Genomic DNA, 15990 nt, shown 5'->3' on the forward strand with positions numbered 1-15990 from the left:
ACAAGAACACCATGAACCTCTCCCGCTTCTTCATCGACCGCCCGATCTTCGCGGGCGTGCTGTCGGTGCTCATCTTCCTCTCCGGCCTGATCGCGCTGCGCGCGCTGCCGATTTCGGAGTACCCCGAGGTCGCCCCGCCCTCGGTGGTGGTGCGTGCCACCTACCCCGGCGCCAGCCCCAAGGTGATCGCCGAGACCGTGGCCACGCCGCTGGAGGAATCCATCAACGGCGTGGAGGGCATGCTCTACATGGGCAGCCAGGCCACGACCGACGGCGTGATGACGCTCACCGTCACCTTCCAGCTGGGCACCGATCCCGACAAGGCGCAGCAGCTGGTGCAGAACCGCGTCTCGCAGGCCGAGCCGCGCCTGCCCGAGGAGGTGCGGCGCCTCGGCATCACCACCGTCAAGAGCGCGCCGGACCTGACCATGGTCGTGCACATGGTCTCGCCCAACGGCCGCTACGATATCGACTACCTGCGCAACTACGCCGTGCTCAACGTGAAGGACCGCCTCGCGCGCATCCAGGGCGTGGGCCAGGTGCAGATCTTCGGCGGCGGCGACTATTCCATGCGCGCCTGGCTCGACCCGCAGAAGGTGGCGCAGCGCGGCCTCTCGGCCGGCGACGTGGTGGCCGCCATCCGCGGCCAGAACGTGCAGGCCGCCGCCGGCGTGGTGGGCCAGTCGCCCGGGCTGCCGGGCGTGGACATGCAGCTGTCGATCAACGCGCAGGGCCGCCTCACGACCGAGGAGGAGTTCGGCGACATCATCGTCAAGACCGGTGCCGATGGCGCGGTGACGCGCCTGCGCGACGTGGCCCGGCTGGAGCTGGGCGCGGCCGACTACTCGCTGCGCTCGCTGCTCAACAACGACCCGGCCGTGGGCATGGGCGTGTTCCAGGCGCCGGGCTCTAACGCGCTCGACATCTCCGCCAACGTGCGCGAGACCATGGCGGAACTGCAGCGCAGCATGCCCGAGGGCGTGGAATACCGCATCGCCTACGACCCGACGCAGTTCGTGCGGGCGTCGATCAAGTCCGTCATCCAGACGCTGCTGGAGGCCGTGGCGCTGGTGGTGATCGTGGTGATCCTGTTCCTGCAGACCTGGCGCGCCTCCATCATCCCGCTGCTGGCCGTGCCGGTGTCGGTGGTGGGCACGTTCGCCGTGCTGCACCTGCTGGGCTTCTCGATCAACGCACTGTCGCTCTTCGGCCTGGTGCTGGCCATCGGCATCGTGGTGGACGACGCCATCGTGGTGGTGGAGAACGTGGAGCGCAACATCGAGGCGGGCCTGACCCCGCGCGAGGCCACCTACCGTGCCATGCGCGAGGTGTCCGGTCCCATCATCGCCATCGCGCTGGTGCTGGTGGCGGTGTTCGTGCCGCTGGCCTTCATCAGCGGGCTCACGGGGCAGTTCTACCGCCAGTTCGCGGTGACCATCGCCATCTCCACGGTGATCTCGGCCATCAACTCGCTCACCCTGTCGCCCGCCTTGAGCGCGCTGCTGCTCAAGGGCCACCACGAGCCCAAGGACGCGCTCACGCGCGGCATGGACCGCGTGTTCGGCGGCTTCTTCCGCCGCTTCAACCGCGTATTCCACCGCGGCTCCGAGGCCTACAGCGGCGGCGTGCGCCGCGTCGTCGGCCGCAAGGCGCTGATGCTGGCTGTCTACCTCGCGCTGGTGGGCGTCACCTGGGGCCTGTTCAAGGCCGTGCCGGGCGGCTTCGTGCCCGCGCAGGACAAGCAATACCTGATCGGCTTCGCGCAACTGCCCGACGGCGCCACGCTGGACCGCACCGACGACGTGATCCGCCGCATGGGCGAGATCATGAAGCAGAACCCCAACGTGGAGGACGCCATCGCCTTCCCGGGCCTGTCGATCAACGGCTTCACCAACAGCTCCAACGCCGGCATCGTGTTCGCCACGCTCAAGCCCTTCGCCGAGCGCACGCGCGCCGACCAGAGCGGCGGCGCGGTGGCCGGGCAGCTCAACCAGGCGTTCGGCAGCATCCAGGACGCGTTCATCGCCATGTTCCCGCCGCCGCCGGTGGCCGGGCTGGGCACTACGGGCGGCTTCAAGCTGCAGATCGAGGACCGCGCATCGCTGGGCTACGAGGCCATGGATGCGGCCGTGAAGGCCTTCATGGCCAAGGCCTACCAGGCGCCCGAGCTGGCCGGCCTGTTCACGAGCTGGCAGGTCAACGTGCCGCAGCTCTACGCCGCCATCGACCGCACCAAGGCGCGCCAGCTCGGCGTGCCGGTGACGGACATCTTCGAGACGCTGCAGATCTACCTGGGCAGCCTGTACGCCAACGACTTCAACCAGTTTGGCCGCACCTACAGCGTGCGCGTGCAGGCCGACGCGGCCTACCGCGCGCGCGCCGAGGACGTGGGCCTGCTCAAGGTGCGCTCCACGACGGGCGAGATGGTGCCGCTGTCGGCGCTGATGAAGATCGAACCCAGCTTCGGCCCCGAGCGCGCCATGCGCTACAACGGCTTCCTGGCGGCCGACGTGAACGGCGGGCCCGCGCCCGGCTGGTCGTCGGGCCAGGCGCAGGCCGCCGTGGAGCGCGTCGCCGCCGAGACGCTGCCGCAGGGCATCTCCTTCGAATGGACCGAACTGACCTACCAGGAAATCCTGGCCGGCAATTCCGCCGTGCTGGTGTTTCCCATCGCCATCCTGCTGGTGTTCCTGGTGCTGGCCGCGCAGTACGAAAGCCTCACGCTGCCGATCGCCATCATCCTCATCGTGCCCATGGGCCTGCTGGCCGCCATGACGGGCGTGTGGCTCTCGGGCGGCGACAACAACGTGTTCACGCAGATCGGGCTCATCGTGCTGGTGGGGCTGTCGGCCAAGAACGCCATCCTGATCGTGGAGTTCGCGCGCGAGCTGGAATTCGCCGGCCGCACGCCGGTGCAGGCCGCCATCGAGGCCAGCCGCCTGCGGCTGCGCCCCATCCTCATGACCTCGCTGGCGTTCGTGATGGGTGTGCTGCCGCTGGTGCTGTCCACCGGCGCGGGCGCCGAGATGCGCAGCGCCATGGGCGTGGCGGTGTTCGCCGGGATGATCGGCGTGACGGCCTTCGGCCTGTTCCTCACGCCCGTGTTCTACGTGGCGCTGCGCCGCATGGCCGGCAACCGGCCGCTGCAGCAGCACGGCAGCCACACGGCGCCGTTGACGGAAGAAGCCGGCCTCGGCGCCGTGGCCCGCCCCGTGCTGGCCGCGCCGCGCGGGCCGCACGAATGAGCAGGAGTTCCTTTGCCATGACGACGATGTTTCCCTTTCCTTTCCTGAACCGGCTGGCGCCGCTCGCCGCGGCCCTGGTGCTGGCCGGCTGCATGGGCACCCCGTTGGCCCCGCCGCCCGAGCACGCGGGCGTGGCCGTGCCGGCCACGTTCAGCGCGGACGGCACCGCGGCCTGGACCACCGCGCCGCCGGCCGAAGCGCAGCCGCGCGGCGCCTGGTGGCTGGGCTTCCAGGACCCGGTGCTGAGCAACCTGGTCGAGCGTGCCGGCGACGGCAACACCACCGTGCAGGAGGCCGCCGCGCGGCTCGCCGAGGCGCGAGCGCTGCTGCGCTCGGCCGACGCCAACCGGGCGCCGCAGGTGGGCGCCTCCACTGGCGTGTCGCGCCAGGCGGGCGCCTCCACCACGGGCAGTGCCGAGCCAGCCACGCTGGCCACGGCAGGGCTCAACGTGTCGTACGAGCTGGACTTGTTCGGCCGGCTCTCGCAGGCCAGCGACGCGGCGCGGCTCGATGCGCAGGCACGCGACGCGCTCCTGCAGAGCACGCGGCTCATGGTGCAGGCCGACGTGGTGCAGACCTACCTGCAGCTGCGTGTCGTACAGGCCGAGCGCGCGCTGGTCGATGAAAGCCTGGCCGCCTACCAGGGCACGCTGCGCCTCACGCAGCGCCGCTACCAGGCGGGCGACGTGGCCGAACTCGACGTGGCCCGCGTGCAGACCGAGGTGGCGGCCACCGAGTCCGAGGCGCTTGCGCTGGAGCGCCAGCAGGCGCTGCTGGCGCACGCGCTCGCCGTGCTCGTGGGCGAAGTGGCCAGCGGCTTCGCGGTGCCGGCGGCGGCGGGCGATACCGTGCTGCCCGTGATCCCGCCGGGGGTGCCGGGCACGGTGCTCGCGCGCCGGCCCGACGTGTCCGCCGCCCAGGCCACGGTGCTCGCCGCGCAGGCGCGCGTGGGCGTGGCGCAGGCCGCGTGGTTCCCGGCCATCACGCTCACCGGCCAGGGCGGCCTCGCGTCGCCCCAGCTGGGTGACCTGTTCAAGTGGTCGGCACGATCGTGGGGCATCGGCGCGCTGCTGTCGCTGCCGATCTTCGACGGCGGCCAGCGCGCTGCGCAGGAAGAGGGCGCGCGCGCCCGGCTCGACGGCGCGCTGGCCGCGCACCGCGGGCAGGTGCTCACGGCCTTCCGCGAGGTGGAGGACCAGCTCAGCGCGCTGCGCCTGCTGGCCGGCCAGGCCGAGGCGCAGGGCCGCGCCGTGCAGTCGGCCGCCCGCGCCACGCAACTGTCGGATTCGCGCTACCGCAACGGCCTGGTGAGCCAGCTCGAACTGCTGGACGCGCGCCGCAGCGAGCTGCGCAACCGCCGCCAGGCGCTGCAGGTGCGCACCGCGCAGTACACCGCCACGGTGGGGCTGATCCGTGCGCTGGGCGGGGGCTGGGACAGCGCCGGCTGAGGCAGACAGGGATTTGCGCGCGCGGGTCTGCATGGACGGGTGATGCGTTCTATAGTGCCCGCTGCCGCCGATGCGGGGCCTGCCGGCCCTGCTCGCGCTTCTTCTCTTCCTTTTCTCAGTACACAGGAGCCACCGCATGACCTATCCCGACACGCGCCTTTTCATCGCCGGTGAATGGCAGGACGCCGCCGACGGCCGCACGCTGCCCGTCGTCAACCCGGCCACCGGCCAGGAAATCGGCCGCGTGGCGCATGCGGGCACCGCCGACCTGGACCGTGCGCTGGCCGCGGCCCAGAAGGGCTTCGAGACTTGGCGCGACCTGCCCGCCATCGAGCGTGCGAAGACCATGCGCCGCGCCGCCGCGCTGATGCGCGAGCGCGCCGACGCCATCGCCGCCATCCTCACGCAGGAGCAGGGCAAGCCCCTGGCCGAGGCGCGCATCGAGGCCATGGCCGCCGCCGACATCATCGAATGGTTCGCCGACGAAGGCATGCGCGTCTACGGCCGCATCGTGCCCTCGCGCAGCCTGGCCGTGCGCCAGCTCGTGGTGAAGGACCCGGTGGGCGTGGTGGCCGCGTTCACGCCGTGGAACTTCCCCATCAACCAGGTCGTGCGCAAGCTGGGTGCGGCGCTGGCGGCGGGCTGCGCGGTGCTGGTCAAGGCGCCCGAGGAAACGCCCGCCAGCCCGGCCGAGCTGATCCGTGCGTGCGCCGACGCGGGCGTGCCCGCCGGCGTGGTGGGTCTGGTCTACGGCAACCCGGCAGAGATCTCCAATTACCTGATCCCGCACCCCATCGTGCGCAAGGTCACCTTCACCGGCTCCACCCCCGTGGGCAAGATGCTGGCGGGCCTGGCCGGCCAGCACATGAAGCGCGTGACCATGGAACTGGGCGGCCACGCCCCGGTGATCGTCTGCGAGGACGCCGACATCGAACTGGCCGTCAAGGCCTCCGGCGGCGCCAAGTTCCGCAATGCGGGCCAGGTCTGCATCGCGCCCACGCGCTTCCTGGTGCACGAGAGCGTGCGCGCAGACTTCGTGGCGGCGCTCACGCGCCATGCCCAGGGCCTGAAGGTGGGCGACGGCCTGGCCGAGGGCACGCAGATGGGCCCGCTGGCCAACCCGCGCCGCGTGGCCGCCATGGCCGACCTGCTGGGCGATGCGCTGCAGCAGGGCGCCACCATGTGCACCGGCGGCGAGCGCATCGGCAGCGCGGGCAACTTCTTCGCGCCCACGGTGCTCGACAACGTGCCCACCAGCGCCCGTATCTTCAACGAAGAGCCCTTCGGCCCCGTGGCCTCGGTGCGCGGCTTCACGCAGTTGGAGGACGCCATCGCCGAGTCCAACCGCCTGCCCTACGGCCTGGCCGGTTACGCCTACACGCGCTCGCTCAAGAACGCGCACCTGCTCTCGCAGCGCGTGGAGGTGGGCATGCTGTGGATCAACCAGCCCGCCAGCCCGTCCGCGGAGCTGCCGTTCGGCGGCATCAAGGATTCGGGCTACGGCTCCGAGGGCGGGCCGGAGGCGCTGGAGGCCTGCCTGAACACGCGCGCGATCTCGATCACGAACGTCTGAAACAGCTCAGTTATCCATAGCTGCGCGCTGGCTGCGTCCCCCTGCCCGGCGAAGCCGAGAGCAGGGGGAAGACGCGAAGCGTCTCAGGGGGTGGCGTTGATTTCAGCCGCGTTCCACGGGCCGGCTCGGGTCGCTGCACCACTCGCTCCAGCTGCCCGCGAAGAGCTGCGTGGGGCCCAGGCCTGCGATTTCCATGGCCAGCAGGTTGGGGATGGCGCTCACGCCGCTGCCGCACTGGTGCACCACGGTGGCGGGCGGCCGTGCGCCCAGCAGGGCCTGGAACTCGGAACGCAGCTGCTCGGCGCTCTTGAAGCGCCCGTCCGGCCCGATGTTCAGGCCGAAGGGTCGGTTGAGCGCGCCCGGAATGTGGCCGGCTACCGGGTCCAGCGGCTCGGTTTCGCCCAGGTAGCGCGGCGTGGCGCGGGCATCGACGATAGTCTGCCCTTCCTGGCCCAGGTGCGCGAGCACGTCCTGCGCGCCCACAAGGCGGCGCAGCGGCGCGCCCAGCGCGAAGTTGGACTGGAAGCGCGCGGGCTCCTCGCTGCTGGCCAGCGCGCCGCCCGCGGCCTTCCAGGCCTGCAGGCCGCCGTCGAGCACGGCCACCGCGTCGTGGCCCGCCCACTTGAGCATCCACCACAGGCGCCCGCAGTAGTTGGCGCCGTTGCGGTCGTAGACCACAGCCTGCATGTCGTTGGCGAAGCCGATGCCCGAGAGCCAGGTGGCGAAGCGCTCGCGGTTGGGCAGCGGGTGGCGCCCGCCCGAGGCCGGCTCGTCGGCCGCCGAGGCGGTGATGGTGCCGCCCCGGCCTGGGGCGCCGTGCTTGGCGCTCAGGTCCTTGTCCAGGTCGGCATGCAGCGCGCCGGGGATGTGGGCCTCGCGGTACTGCGCCGCGCCCAGCGAGGGCTGGGCCAGGTCGAAGCTGCAGTCGAACACCATCAGCGGCTGGCCGCTGCGCATGAGGGCCTGCAGTTCGGAGACGGAGATCAGCGTGGTGAAGGGCATGGGGGCACACGGAAGGGAGCGTCGAAGCCCCCATTGTGTCAGTGCTCTTCGGCTGGCGTGTTGGGTGCGGCGCGGGCGCGCAGGATGGTGGCGGTGATGCCGCTGGCGATGATGAGCGCCATGCCGGCCCAGCCGATCAGCGGCATCTGGTCGCCGAACAGCGCCACGCCGTAGATGCTGGCGAAGACGATGCCCGAGTACTGCAGGTTGGCCACCACCAGCGTGCCGCGCGGCGTGAGCGCGCGCGAGTAGGCGCGGGTCATGCACAGCTGCCCCAGCGCGGCCAGCAGCCCCAGCGGCAGCAGCCACAGTGCGGGCCAGCCGGGCCAGGGCGACATGCCGGTGACCGCCATGGCGGCGCCGCCGGCCACGGCCGAGCCGGCGGCGAAGTAGTACACGGTGCGCGTCTCGGGCTCGCCCAGGCGCGACAGCGCCACCACCTGCATGTAGGCCAGCGCGGCGGTGAGGCCCGAGCACAGGCCGATGAGTGCGGCGAAGCCCTGGCTTTCGCTGATGCTGGGGCGCAGCATCATCACCACGCCGCCGAAGCCCGCGAGCACGGCGAGCACCAGCGGCACCTGCAGCGGCGGGCGCGGCTCGCGGCTGGAGGGCCACCACGTCATCAGCGCGCCGCCGACGAGGAAGGCCGCGATCCACACACTGCTCATGTAGTTGAGCGTCATGGCCGTGGCCAGGGGCAGGTGGGCGATGGCGTAGAACCAGGCGCCGATGGAGACCACGCCGATCAGGCTGCGCCAGGCGTGCATGCCGGGGTAGCGCGTGGCCAGGCCTACGCCTTGCGAGCGTGCCAGCCACCACAGCACCGCCATGCCGACGGCGCCGCGGTAGAACACCAGCTCGGCCGAATTGAAGTGCGCCGAGGCGAACTTGACGCACACCCCCATGCTGGCGAACAGGAACGCCGCCAATACCATCCAGAGCGCTTGCATGGGAAACCTATACGAAAAAAGCCACCAGCGCTTGCTGGATAAGCGCTGGCAGCTATGGTTGTGGTAGCAAAAAGGGGGGTGCCGTGGATCAGGCCTGGGGAACGGCGCCGCCCAGGCGGGCGCGGTACCACTCGTGGAAGTGCTGCATGCCGTCCTCCATGGGGCTCTGGTAGGGGCCGACCTCGTTGTCGCCGCGCTGCCACAGGGCCTTGCGGCCCGCGTCCATGCGCTCGGCGATCTCGTCGTCCTCGATGCAGGTCTCCATGTAGGCGGCGCGCTGGGCCTCGACGAACTCGCGCTCGAAGGCGACGATTTCCTCGGGGTAGTAGAACTCCACCATGTTCAGCGTCTTGTCCACGCCGATGGGGTGCAGCGTGGAGACGGTGAGCACGTGCGGGTACCACTCCACCATGATGTGCGGGTAGTAGGTGAGCCAGATCGCGCCGCGCTCGGGCATCTTGCCCTCGCGGTACTTGAGCAGCACCTCGTGCCACTTCCTGTAGATGTCGGAGCCCGGCTTGCCGAAGGTGGAGGCCACGCCCACGGTCTGCACCGAGTATTCCTTCTGGAACTCCCAGCGCAGGTCGTCGCAGGTCACGAAGTTGCCCAGGCCGGGGTGGAACGGGCCGACGTGGTAGTCCTCCAGATAGACCTCGATGAAGGTCTTCCAGTTGTAGTTGCACTCGTGCAGCTCCACGTGGTCGAGCGTGTAGCCGTCGAACGACAGCGCGCGCTCCAGCCCCATGCCGGCCAGATCAAAGGCGATGTCGCGCCCGTTGTCCTCGAACAGCAGGCCGTTCCACTCGCGCAGCCGGTAGTTGTTGAGGTTCAGGCAGGGGTCGTGGGCGAAGTGCGGCGCGCCCAGCAGCTCGCCCTTGGGCGAATACGTCCAGCGGTGCAGCGGGCAGACGATGTTGCCGCCCGCGTGGCCCTTGCCTTGGCCCTGCAGTGTGCCGCGTCCCTTGAGCATCACCGCCTGGCGGTGGCGGCAGATGTTGGAGATGAGCTCGACCTGGCCCTGCGCGTTGCGCACCAGCGCGCGGCCCTCGCCCTCCTGGGGCAGGGCGTAGTAGTCCCCGGGTTCGGGGACGCTCAAGGTGTGCCCCACGTAGCGGGGCCCTTGCTGGAAGATGGTTTCCATCTCGCGCCGCAGCAGCGCTTCGTCGAAATAGCTGGAAACTGGAAGTTGGCTTGCGGCCTGCTGCAGTTGAAGACTTAAATCAGACATGGGTGACCTGACCTAAAGACTCCCCACAGGGAGGGTGCGGTTGCGCACGGAGCTGAAAAAACGAAACCGGCCCAGGAAGACTCCGTAGCCGGTTCGCGGTGAAAGGAATGGGATTATAGGTGGTGGGGTTATTTCCGCGCCTGCGGTATGTGTATTGCCTGCCCGCGCGGCGGGGCCGTGCGGGGGCTGCGCCTAAAATCGGCGGTTTCCACTCGCGCGCCCGGCGCTTCCCCACCCCATGCCCAAGGCCCCCGCCGCCCCTTCGCCATTGCCTGATCCCGCCAGCTACGAAGCCGCGCTGGAGGAGCTGGAGCAGCTCGTGGGCCGCATCGAATCGGGCCAGTTGCCGCTGGACGAGATGCTCGCCGGCTACCAGCGCGGCGCGGTGCTGCTGGAGTTCTGCCGCAAGCGCCTGGAGGCCGTGCAGAACCAGATCAAGGTGCTGGACGAGGGGGCGCTGCAGCCGTGGACGCAAGAGTGATGTTCGATCTCACCCCCTGGATGGAGCGCCAGCTGGCGCAGGTGGAAGACGCCTTGTCGCGCTGGGTGTGCGTCGAAGCGCCCGCGGGCCTGGGCGAAGCCATGCGCTACGCGGTGCTCGACGGCGGCAAGCGCCTGCGCCCGCTGCTGGTGCTGGCGGCCTGCGAGGCCGTGCAGGGGCAGGGCGAGGCCGCGCTGCGCGCTGCCTGCGCCGTGGAGCTGATCCACGCCTATTCGCTGGTGCACGACGACATGCCTTGCATGGACAACGACGTGATGCGCCGCGGCAAGCCCACGGTGCACGTGCGCTTCGGCGAGGCCCAGGCGCTGCTGGCGGGCGACGCCCTGCAGGCCCTGGCCTTCGCGCTGCTCACGCCCGAGGACGGTGTGCCCCCCGCGATGCAGGCACGGCTGTGCCGCCTGCTGGCGCTGGCTGCCGGCGCCGACGGCATGGCCGGCGGCCAGGCCATCGACCTGGCCAGCGTGGGCAGGCAGTTGGGCGAGCAAGAGCTGCGCCAGATGCACCGCCTCAAGACCGGCGCGCTGCTGCAGGCCAGCGTAGTGATGGGTGCGGCCTGCGGCCAGCCCGATGCGCGGGCGCAGCAGGCGCTGGCGCAGTACGGCGCGGCCGTGGGCCTGGCGTTCCAGGTGGTGGACGACATCCTCGACGTGACGCAGGACTCCGCCACGCTGGGCAAGACGGCGGGCAAGGACGCGGCGAGCGACAAGCCCACCTACGTGTCGCTCATGGGCCTGGAGCCCGCGAAGGCGCATGCCCGGGCGCTGCTGGCCGACGCGCGCGCGGCGCTGGAGGGCAGCGGCCTGCAAGATACGCGCGCCCTCGCGGCGCTGGCCGACATGGTGGTGCACCGTTCGCACTGAAGATAGAAGGACGGCTCTGGAAGTCAAATTGGCCTCCAGCGCTTATGTGGCAAGCGCAAACAGCTACGGAAAACATAGCATATGTCCACGACGAACTACCCGCTGCTCGAAAGCGTGAACGACCCGGCCGACCTGCGCCGGCTCCCGCGCGCCGACCTCAAGAGCCTGGCCACCGAGCTGCGCGCCTACGTGCTGGAGAGCGTGTCCAAAACCGGCGGGCACCTGTCGTCCAACCTCGGCACGGTGGAGCTGACCATCGCCCTGCACGCGGTGTTCGACACGCCGCGCGACCGCGTGGTGTGGGACGTGGGCCACCAGACCTATCCGCACAAGATCCTGACCGGCCGGCGCGAGCGCATGTCTACACTGCGCCAGTTCGGCGGCCTGTCGGGCTTTCCGCAGCGCGCCGAGAGCGAATACGACACCTTCGGCACCGCGCACTCGTCCACCAGCATCTCGGCCGCGCTGGGCATGGCGCTGGCGGCCAAGCAGAAGGGCGAGGACCGCCACGCCATCGCGGTGATCGGCGACGGCGCGATGACCGCCGGCATGGCCTTCGAGGCGCTCAACAACGCGGGCGTGGCCGACGCCAACCTGCTCGTGATCCTGAACGACAACGACATGAGCATCAGCCCGCCCGTGGGCGCGCTCAACCGCTACCTCGCCCAGCTCATGAGCGGCCAGTTCTACGCCAAGGCGCGCGACGTGGGCAAGAGCGTGCTGCGGCCCGTGCCGCCGCTGCTCGAACTCGCCAAGCGCCTGGAGCAGCAGGCCAAGGGCATGGTGGTGCCCGCCACGCTGTTCGAGAAATTCGGCTTCAACTACATCGGGCCCATCGACGGGCACGACCTCGATTCGCTCATCCCCACGCTGGAGAACATCAAGGGCCTCAAGGGCCCGCAGTTCCTGCACGTGGTCACCAAGAAGGGCCAGGGCTACAAGCTCGCCGAGGCCGATCCCGTGGCCTACCACGGCCCCGGCAAGTTCGACCCGCGCGTGGGCCTGGTCAAGCCCGCCACGCCGCCGAAGCAGACCTTCACCCAGGTCTTCGGCCAGTGGCTGTGCGACATGGCCGCGAAGGACGAGCGCCTGGTCGGCATCACGCCCGCGATGCGCGAGGGCTCGGGCATGGTGGAGTTCGAGCAGCGCTTCCCAGGCCGCTACTACGACGTGGGCATCGCCGAGCAGCACGCCGTGACCTTCGCCGCCGGCATGGCCTGCGAGGGCGTCAAACCCGTGGTCGCCATCTATTCCACCTTCCTGCAGCGCGCCTACGACCAGCTCATCCACGACGTGGCGCTGCAGAACCTGCCCGTGGTCTTCGCGCTCGACCGCGCGGGCCTCGTCGGCGCCGACGGCGCCACGCACGCGGGCGCCTACGACATCGCCTTCGTGCGCTGCATCCCGAACATGAGCATGGCCTGCCCGGCCGACGAGCGCGAATGCCGCCAGTTGCTCACCACCGCCTTCGAGCAGGACCACCCCGTGGCCGTGCGCTACCCGCGCGGCGCCGGCGTGGGCGTGCAGCCGCTGGCGAGCCTGGAGGGCCTGCCCTTCGGCAAGGGCGAGGTGCGCCGCAAGGGCGCGCGCATCGCCATCCTGGCCTTCGGCACGCTGCTCTATCCCGCCCTGGAGGCGGGCGAGGCGCTGGGCGCCACGGTGGTCAACATGCGCTGGGCCAAGCCGCTGGACACCGAGCTGCTGCTCTCCGTCGCCGCCGGCCACGACGCGCTGGTGACGGTGGAGGAGGGCTGCACCATGGGTGGCGCGGGCAGCGCGGTGGCCGAGGCCCTGAACGCCGCGGGCGTGCAGTGCCCGGTGCTGCAGCTGGGCCTGCCCGATGCGTTCATCGAGCATGGCGACCCGGCCAAGCTGCTGGCGCTGCAGGGGCTGGATGCGCAGGGCATCGAGCGTTCCATCCGTGCGCGCTTCGGCGCGCAGCAGCCGGCGCGCGCGGCCGCATGAAACGTTTCTTTCGGTGGAAACCCGCACGGGAGGCAAGCGGGCGAGTTTCTACAATTTGAATCCACTCAAAAAGTGGGTGTCGGCGGCCGCACATGGCGCGTGCCGCCGTTTTGTTTGCTACTCATCACTTCGGAGAATCAATCCATGGATCGTCGTTCAATCATCAAGCAGGCCGGTCTGGCAGGCGTGCTCGCCGCTGGCGTAGCCCCCGCCGTGCACGCGCAAGCGGCCGTGCGCTGGCGCCTCGCCTCCAGCTTTCCCAAGTCCCTGGATACGATCTTCGGCAGCGCGGAAAAGCTCTCTGAAACCGTCAAGGCCCTGTCGGGCGGCAAGTTCGAGATCTCGGTGCACCCCGCCGGCGAACTGATGCCCGCCTTCGGCGTGGTGGACGCCCTGCAGGCCGACACCATCGACATGGCGCAGACCGCCGCCTACTACTTCACCGGCAAGGACCCGATCTTCGCCTTCAGCTGCGCGGTGCCCTTCGGCCTGACCACGCTGCAGAACAACGCCTGGAAGGACCACGGCAACGGCCGCAAGCTGCTGGACGCGTTCTTCGAGAAGTACAACTTCAAGACCGCCAGCGCCGGCAACACCACCACCCAGATGGGCGGCTGGTACCGCAAGGAAATCAAGACCGTGGCCGACCTCAAGGGCCTGAAGATGCGCCTGGGCGGCGGCGTGTTCGGCGAGTCCATGGCCAAGCTGGGCGTGGTGGCGCAGAACATGCCCGCCGGCGACGTGTACCAGGCGCTCGAGAAGGGCACGCTGGATGCCGCCGAGTTCGTCGGCCCCTACGACGACGAGAAGCTGGGCTTCAACAAGGTGGCGCCGTTCTACTATTACCCTGGCTGGTGGGAAGGCGGCGCGGACCTGGAGTTCTTCATCAACATCAAGAAGTACAACGCCCTGTCGCCCGAGAACAAGGCCATCCTGGACGCGGCCACGCGCGTGGCCGCTGCCGACATGACTTCCAAGTACCAGTTCCTGAACCCCCAGGCCATCAAGCGCCTGGTGGCCAACAAGACGCAGCTCAAGGCCTTCCCCAAGGCCGTGATCGACGCAGGCTTCAAGACTGCGATGGAAGTGTTCAAGGAGCACGAGGCCAAGTCGCCCGAGTTCAAGAAGATCCACCAGGACATGCGCGCCTTCCAGCGCGACCAGATCCTGTGGAACCGCTTCTCGGAGTTCCCGTTCAACCAGTACATGAACTCGGTCAAGATCTGACCGCCGCGCGCGTTCTCCGCGCCCACGAAGCCGCAGCAGCCGCTGCGGCTTTTTTCATGGCTGTTCTGCTATTGAAAATGGAGCTGCTTGCGCTTGATGGATAAGCGCTGCAGCCCGATTCGGCATAAAAAAAGCCCCGGCAGGGCCGGGGCTCGCGGGGAGCCTGCGCGAGGCTACTTGCTCTGCTGCAGCAGGTCCTTGGCCGGGTCGTCTGAGCCATAGCCGCCCTCCGCCGCGTCGGAGGCTGCGGGCCCGGCGCCTTCGGCCTCGGCCGGCTCGGCGGGCTCGCTGGACTCGCCGAAGGGGTTGCTGTCCGGGTCGCCGTAGCTTTCCTCGCTCTTGAGCGCATCCATCATCTGGCTGTTCACGGCCTCCATGTTCACTTCCACCTTCTTGTCGAGCGAGCCGGTGACGATGCCGGGGAACGCGATGAGCGTGGTCACCATGACGAGCTGGATGAACACGAAGGGAACCGCGCCCTTGTAGATCTGCATGGTGGTCACCGGCTGGATGACCTTCTGCGTCACGCGGTCCACGTAGGGCTTGTCGGGCGCGACGGAGCGCAGGAAGAACAGCGCGAAGCCGAACGGCGGGTGCATGAACGAGGTCTGCATGTTCATGGCCAGCAGCACGCCGAACCAGATCAGGTCGATGCCCATCTTCTCGGCCACGGGGCCCAGCAGCGGCACCACGATGAAGGACAGCTCGAAGTAGTCCAGGAAGAACGCCAGGAAGAAGATCATGACGTTCACCACGATCAGGAAGCCCACCTGGCCGCCGGGCAGGCTGGTCAGCAGGTGCTCCACCCACTTCGGGCCGTCGGCGGCCTGGAACACCAGGCTGAAGGTGGTGGCGCCGATCATGATGAACATCACGAAGCTGGCCAGGCGCGTGGTGGAGGCCAGGGCCTGCTGCAGCAGCTTCATGTCCAGGCGCTTGCGCGCGAAGCCGATCACCAGCGCGGCCATGGCGCCCATGGCGCCGCCCTCGGTGGGCGTAGCGATGCCCAGGAAAATGGTGCCCAGCACCAGGAAGATCAGCAGCAGCGGCGGGATCAGCACGAACGTCACACGCTCGGCCAGGCGCGAGAGCAGGCCCAGCTTGAACACGCGGTTGATGCTGGCGAGCACGAAGGCGATGAAGGTGCCGCCGCACATGGCGGTGACGATCTTCTCGTCGGTGGGCACGTCCAGCACTTCCGTGCCCGTCCACCAGGTGTGGACGTCGGCCATGTGCGCGGCCAGGAAGATGGCGACGGCGGTGGACAGGCCCATCACCACGGCGAGCGAGGTGTAGCCGGAGCTGCCGTTGTCCTCGCGGTAGATGCGTGCCTCGGGCGGCAGTGCCGGCACGGCCTTGGGCTTGAAGATGGCGAGGATCACCACCCACAGCACGTACAGGCCCATGAGCATGAAGCCGGGGATGAAGGCGCCCTTGTACATCTCGCCCACGCTCTTGCCGAGCTGGTCGGCCATGAGGATCAGCACCAGCGAGGGCGGGATGATCTGCGCCAGCGTGCCCGAGGCGGCGATCACGCCGCTGGAGAGCGACCGGTCGTAGCCGTAGCGCAGCATGATGGGCAGCGAGATCAGGCCCATCGAGATCACGGAGGCGGCCACCACGCCCGTGGTGGCGGCCAGCAGCGCGCCCACGAAGATCGCGGCCAGCGCCAGGCCGCCGCGCACCGGGCCGAACACCTGCCCGACGGTGTCGAGTAGGTCCTCGGCCATGCCGCTGCGCTCCAGCACCAGGCCCATGAGCGTGAAGAAGGGCACGGCCAGCAGCGTGTCGTTGGCCATGATGCCGATCAGGCGCTGGGGCAGCCAGGCCATCACGGAGGAGGGGAAGACGCCCAGCTCGATGCCGGCGAAGCCGAACAGCAGGCCGCAGGCGCCCAGGCTGAACGCGACGGGAAAGCCCAGCAGCAGGAAGGCGATGAGCCCCGCGAACATGATCGGGGCGTAGTTGGCGGTAATGAATTCCATGGTCG

At 69.5% G+C, this 15990-nt stretch carries 11 protein-coding genes; 7 read left to right on the forward strand and 4 right to left on the reverse strand.

What is annotated here, in order from left to right:
* Positions 1-11: 11 nt before the first annotated feature.
* From AVS7_RS02710 to AVS7_RS02720, 3 genes are all read left to right on the forward strand, one after another.
* Positions 12-3245, forward strand: a complete 3234-nt coding sequence (locus AVS7_RS02710; protein WP_020226981.1) for an efflux RND transporter permease subunit — start codon at positions 12-14, stop codon at positions 3243-3245.
* Positions 3246-3271: 26 nt separating this feature from the next.
* Positions 3272-4693 carry an efflux transporter outer membrane subunit gene (locus AVS7_RS02715; RefSeq protein WP_020226982.1) on the forward strand — a complete coding sequence of 474 codons (1422 nt, stop codon included), beginning with the start codon at positions 3272-3274 and terminating at the stop codon, positions 4691-4693.
* 136 nt (positions 4694-4829) lie between these two features.
* Positions 4830-6266 carry an NAD-dependent succinate-semialdehyde dehydrogenase gene (locus AVS7_RS02720; RefSeq protein ID WP_020226983.1) on the forward strand — a complete coding sequence of 479 codons (1437 nt, stop codon included), beginning with the start codon at positions 4830-4832 and terminating at the stop codon, positions 6264-6266.
* Positions 6267-6368: 102 nt separating this feature from the next.
* Here the strand turns inward: AVS7_RS02720 and AVS7_RS02725 are convergent, their stop codons facing one another.
* The 3 genes from AVS7_RS02725 to AVS7_RS02735 all read right to left on the reverse strand — a co-directional run bounded on the left by AVS7_RS02725 (position 6369) and on the right by AVS7_RS02735 (position 9446).
* On the reverse strand, positions 6369-7268 hold the full coding sequence (locus AVS7_RS02725) for a sulfurtransferase (protein WP_020226984.1): 900 nt from the start codon (positions 7266-7268) through the stop codon (positions 6369-6371).
* A 38-nt stretch (positions 7269-7306) separates the two neighbouring features.
* Positions 7307-8218 carry a DMT family transporter gene (locus AVS7_RS02730; protein WP_020226985.1) on the reverse strand — a complete coding sequence of 304 codons (912 nt, stop codon included), beginning with the start codon at positions 8216-8218 and terminating at the stop codon, positions 7307-7309.
* An 88-nt stretch (positions 8219-8306) separates the two neighbouring features.
* On the reverse strand, positions 8307-9446 hold the full coding sequence (locus tag AVS7_RS02735) for an aromatic ring-hydroxylating dioxygenase subunit alpha (protein ID WP_024000845.1): 1140 nt from the start codon (positions 9444-9446) through the stop codon (positions 8307-8309).
* A gap of 238 nt (positions 9447-9684) precedes the next feature.
* Between AVS7_RS02735 and xseB the strand changes: the two genes are divergently transcribed.
* From xseB to AVS7_RS02755, 4 genes are all read left to right on the forward strand, one after another.
* Positions 9685-9927: an exodeoxyribonuclease VII small subunit gene (xseB, locus tag AVS7_RS02740; RefSeq protein WP_024000846.1), complete on the forward strand. Its 243-nt coding sequence runs from the start codon at positions 9685-9687 to the stop codon at positions 9925-9927.
* Positions 9927-10808: a polyprenyl synthetase family protein gene (locus tag AVS7_RS02745; protein ID WP_020226988.1), complete on the forward strand. Its 882-nt coding sequence runs from the start codon at positions 9927-9929 to the stop codon at positions 10806-10808. Before xseB ends, AVS7_RS02745 begins: the two co-directional genes overlap by 1 nt.
* 81 nt (positions 10809-10889) lie before the next feature.
* On the forward strand, positions 10890-12773 hold the full coding sequence (gene dxs, locus AVS7_RS02750; protein ID WP_020226989.1) for a 1-deoxy-D-xylulose-5-phosphate synthase: 1884 nt from the start codon (positions 10890-10892) through the stop codon (positions 12771-12773).
* A 144-nt stretch (positions 12774-12917) separates the two neighbouring features.
* Entirely contained in the window at positions 12918-14000 is a 1083-nt protein-coding gene (locus AVS7_RS02755; RefSeq protein WP_020226990.1) for a TRAP transporter substrate-binding protein, read from the forward strand.
* A 173-nt stretch (positions 14001-14173) separates the two neighbouring features.
* Here AVS7_RS02755 and AVS7_RS02760 read toward each other — a convergent pair whose 3' ends face one another.
* Entirely contained in the window at positions 14174-15985 is a 1812-nt protein-coding gene (locus AVS7_RS02760) for a TRAP transporter large permease subunit (protein WP_020226991.1), read from the reverse strand.
* Positions 15986-15990 lie beyond the last annotated feature (5 nt).

Origin of the sequence: Acidovorax sp. MR-S7 (assembly GCF_000400995.2) — a bacterium.
Classification (GTDB): domain Bacteria; phylum Pseudomonadota; class Gammaproteobacteria; order Burkholderiales; family Burkholderiaceae_C; genus MR-S7.

Coding starts and splice junctions, on each gene's coding strand:
- AVS7_RS02710 (WP_020226981.1), top strand. CDS start 12: ATGAACCTCTCCCGCTTCTTCATCGACCGCCCGATCTTCGCGGGCGTG.
- AVS7_RS02715 (WP_020226982.1), top strand. CDS start 3,272: ATGTTTCCCTTTCCTTTCCTGAACCGGCTGGCGCCGCTCGCCGCGGCC.
- AVS7_RS02720 (WP_020226983.1), top strand. CDS start 4,830: ATGACCTATCCCGACACGCGCCTTTTCATCGCCGGTGAATGGCAGGAC.
- AVS7_RS02725 (WP_020226984.1), bottom strand. CDS start 7,268: ATGCCCTTCACCACGCTGATCTCCGTCTCCGAACTGCAGGCCCTCATG.
- AVS7_RS02730 (WP_020226985.1), bottom strand. CDS start 8,218: ATGCAAGCGCTCTGGATGGTATTGGCGGCGTTCCTGTTCGCCAGCATG.
- AVS7_RS02735 (WP_024000845.1), bottom strand. CDS start 9,446: ATGTCTGATTTAAGTCTTCAACTGCAGCAGGCCGCAAGCCAACTTCCA.
- xseB (WP_024000846.1), top strand. CDS start 9,685: ATGCCCAAGGCCCCCGCCGCCCCTTCGCCATTGCCTGATCCCGCCAGC.
- AVS7_RS02745 (WP_020226988.1), top strand. CDS start 9,927: ATGTTCGATCTCACCCCCTGGATGGAGCGCCAGCTGGCGCAGGTGGAA.
- dxs (WP_020226989.1), top strand. CDS start 10,890: ATGTCCACGACGAACTACCCGCTGCTCGAAAGCGTGAACGACCCGGCC.
- AVS7_RS02755 (WP_020226990.1), top strand. CDS start 12,918: ATGGATCGTCGTTCAATCATCAAGCAGGCCGGTCTGGCAGGCGTGCTC.
- AVS7_RS02760 (WP_020226991.1), bottom strand. CDS start 15,985: ATGGAATTCATTACCGCCAACTACGCCCCGATCATGTTCGCGGGGCTC.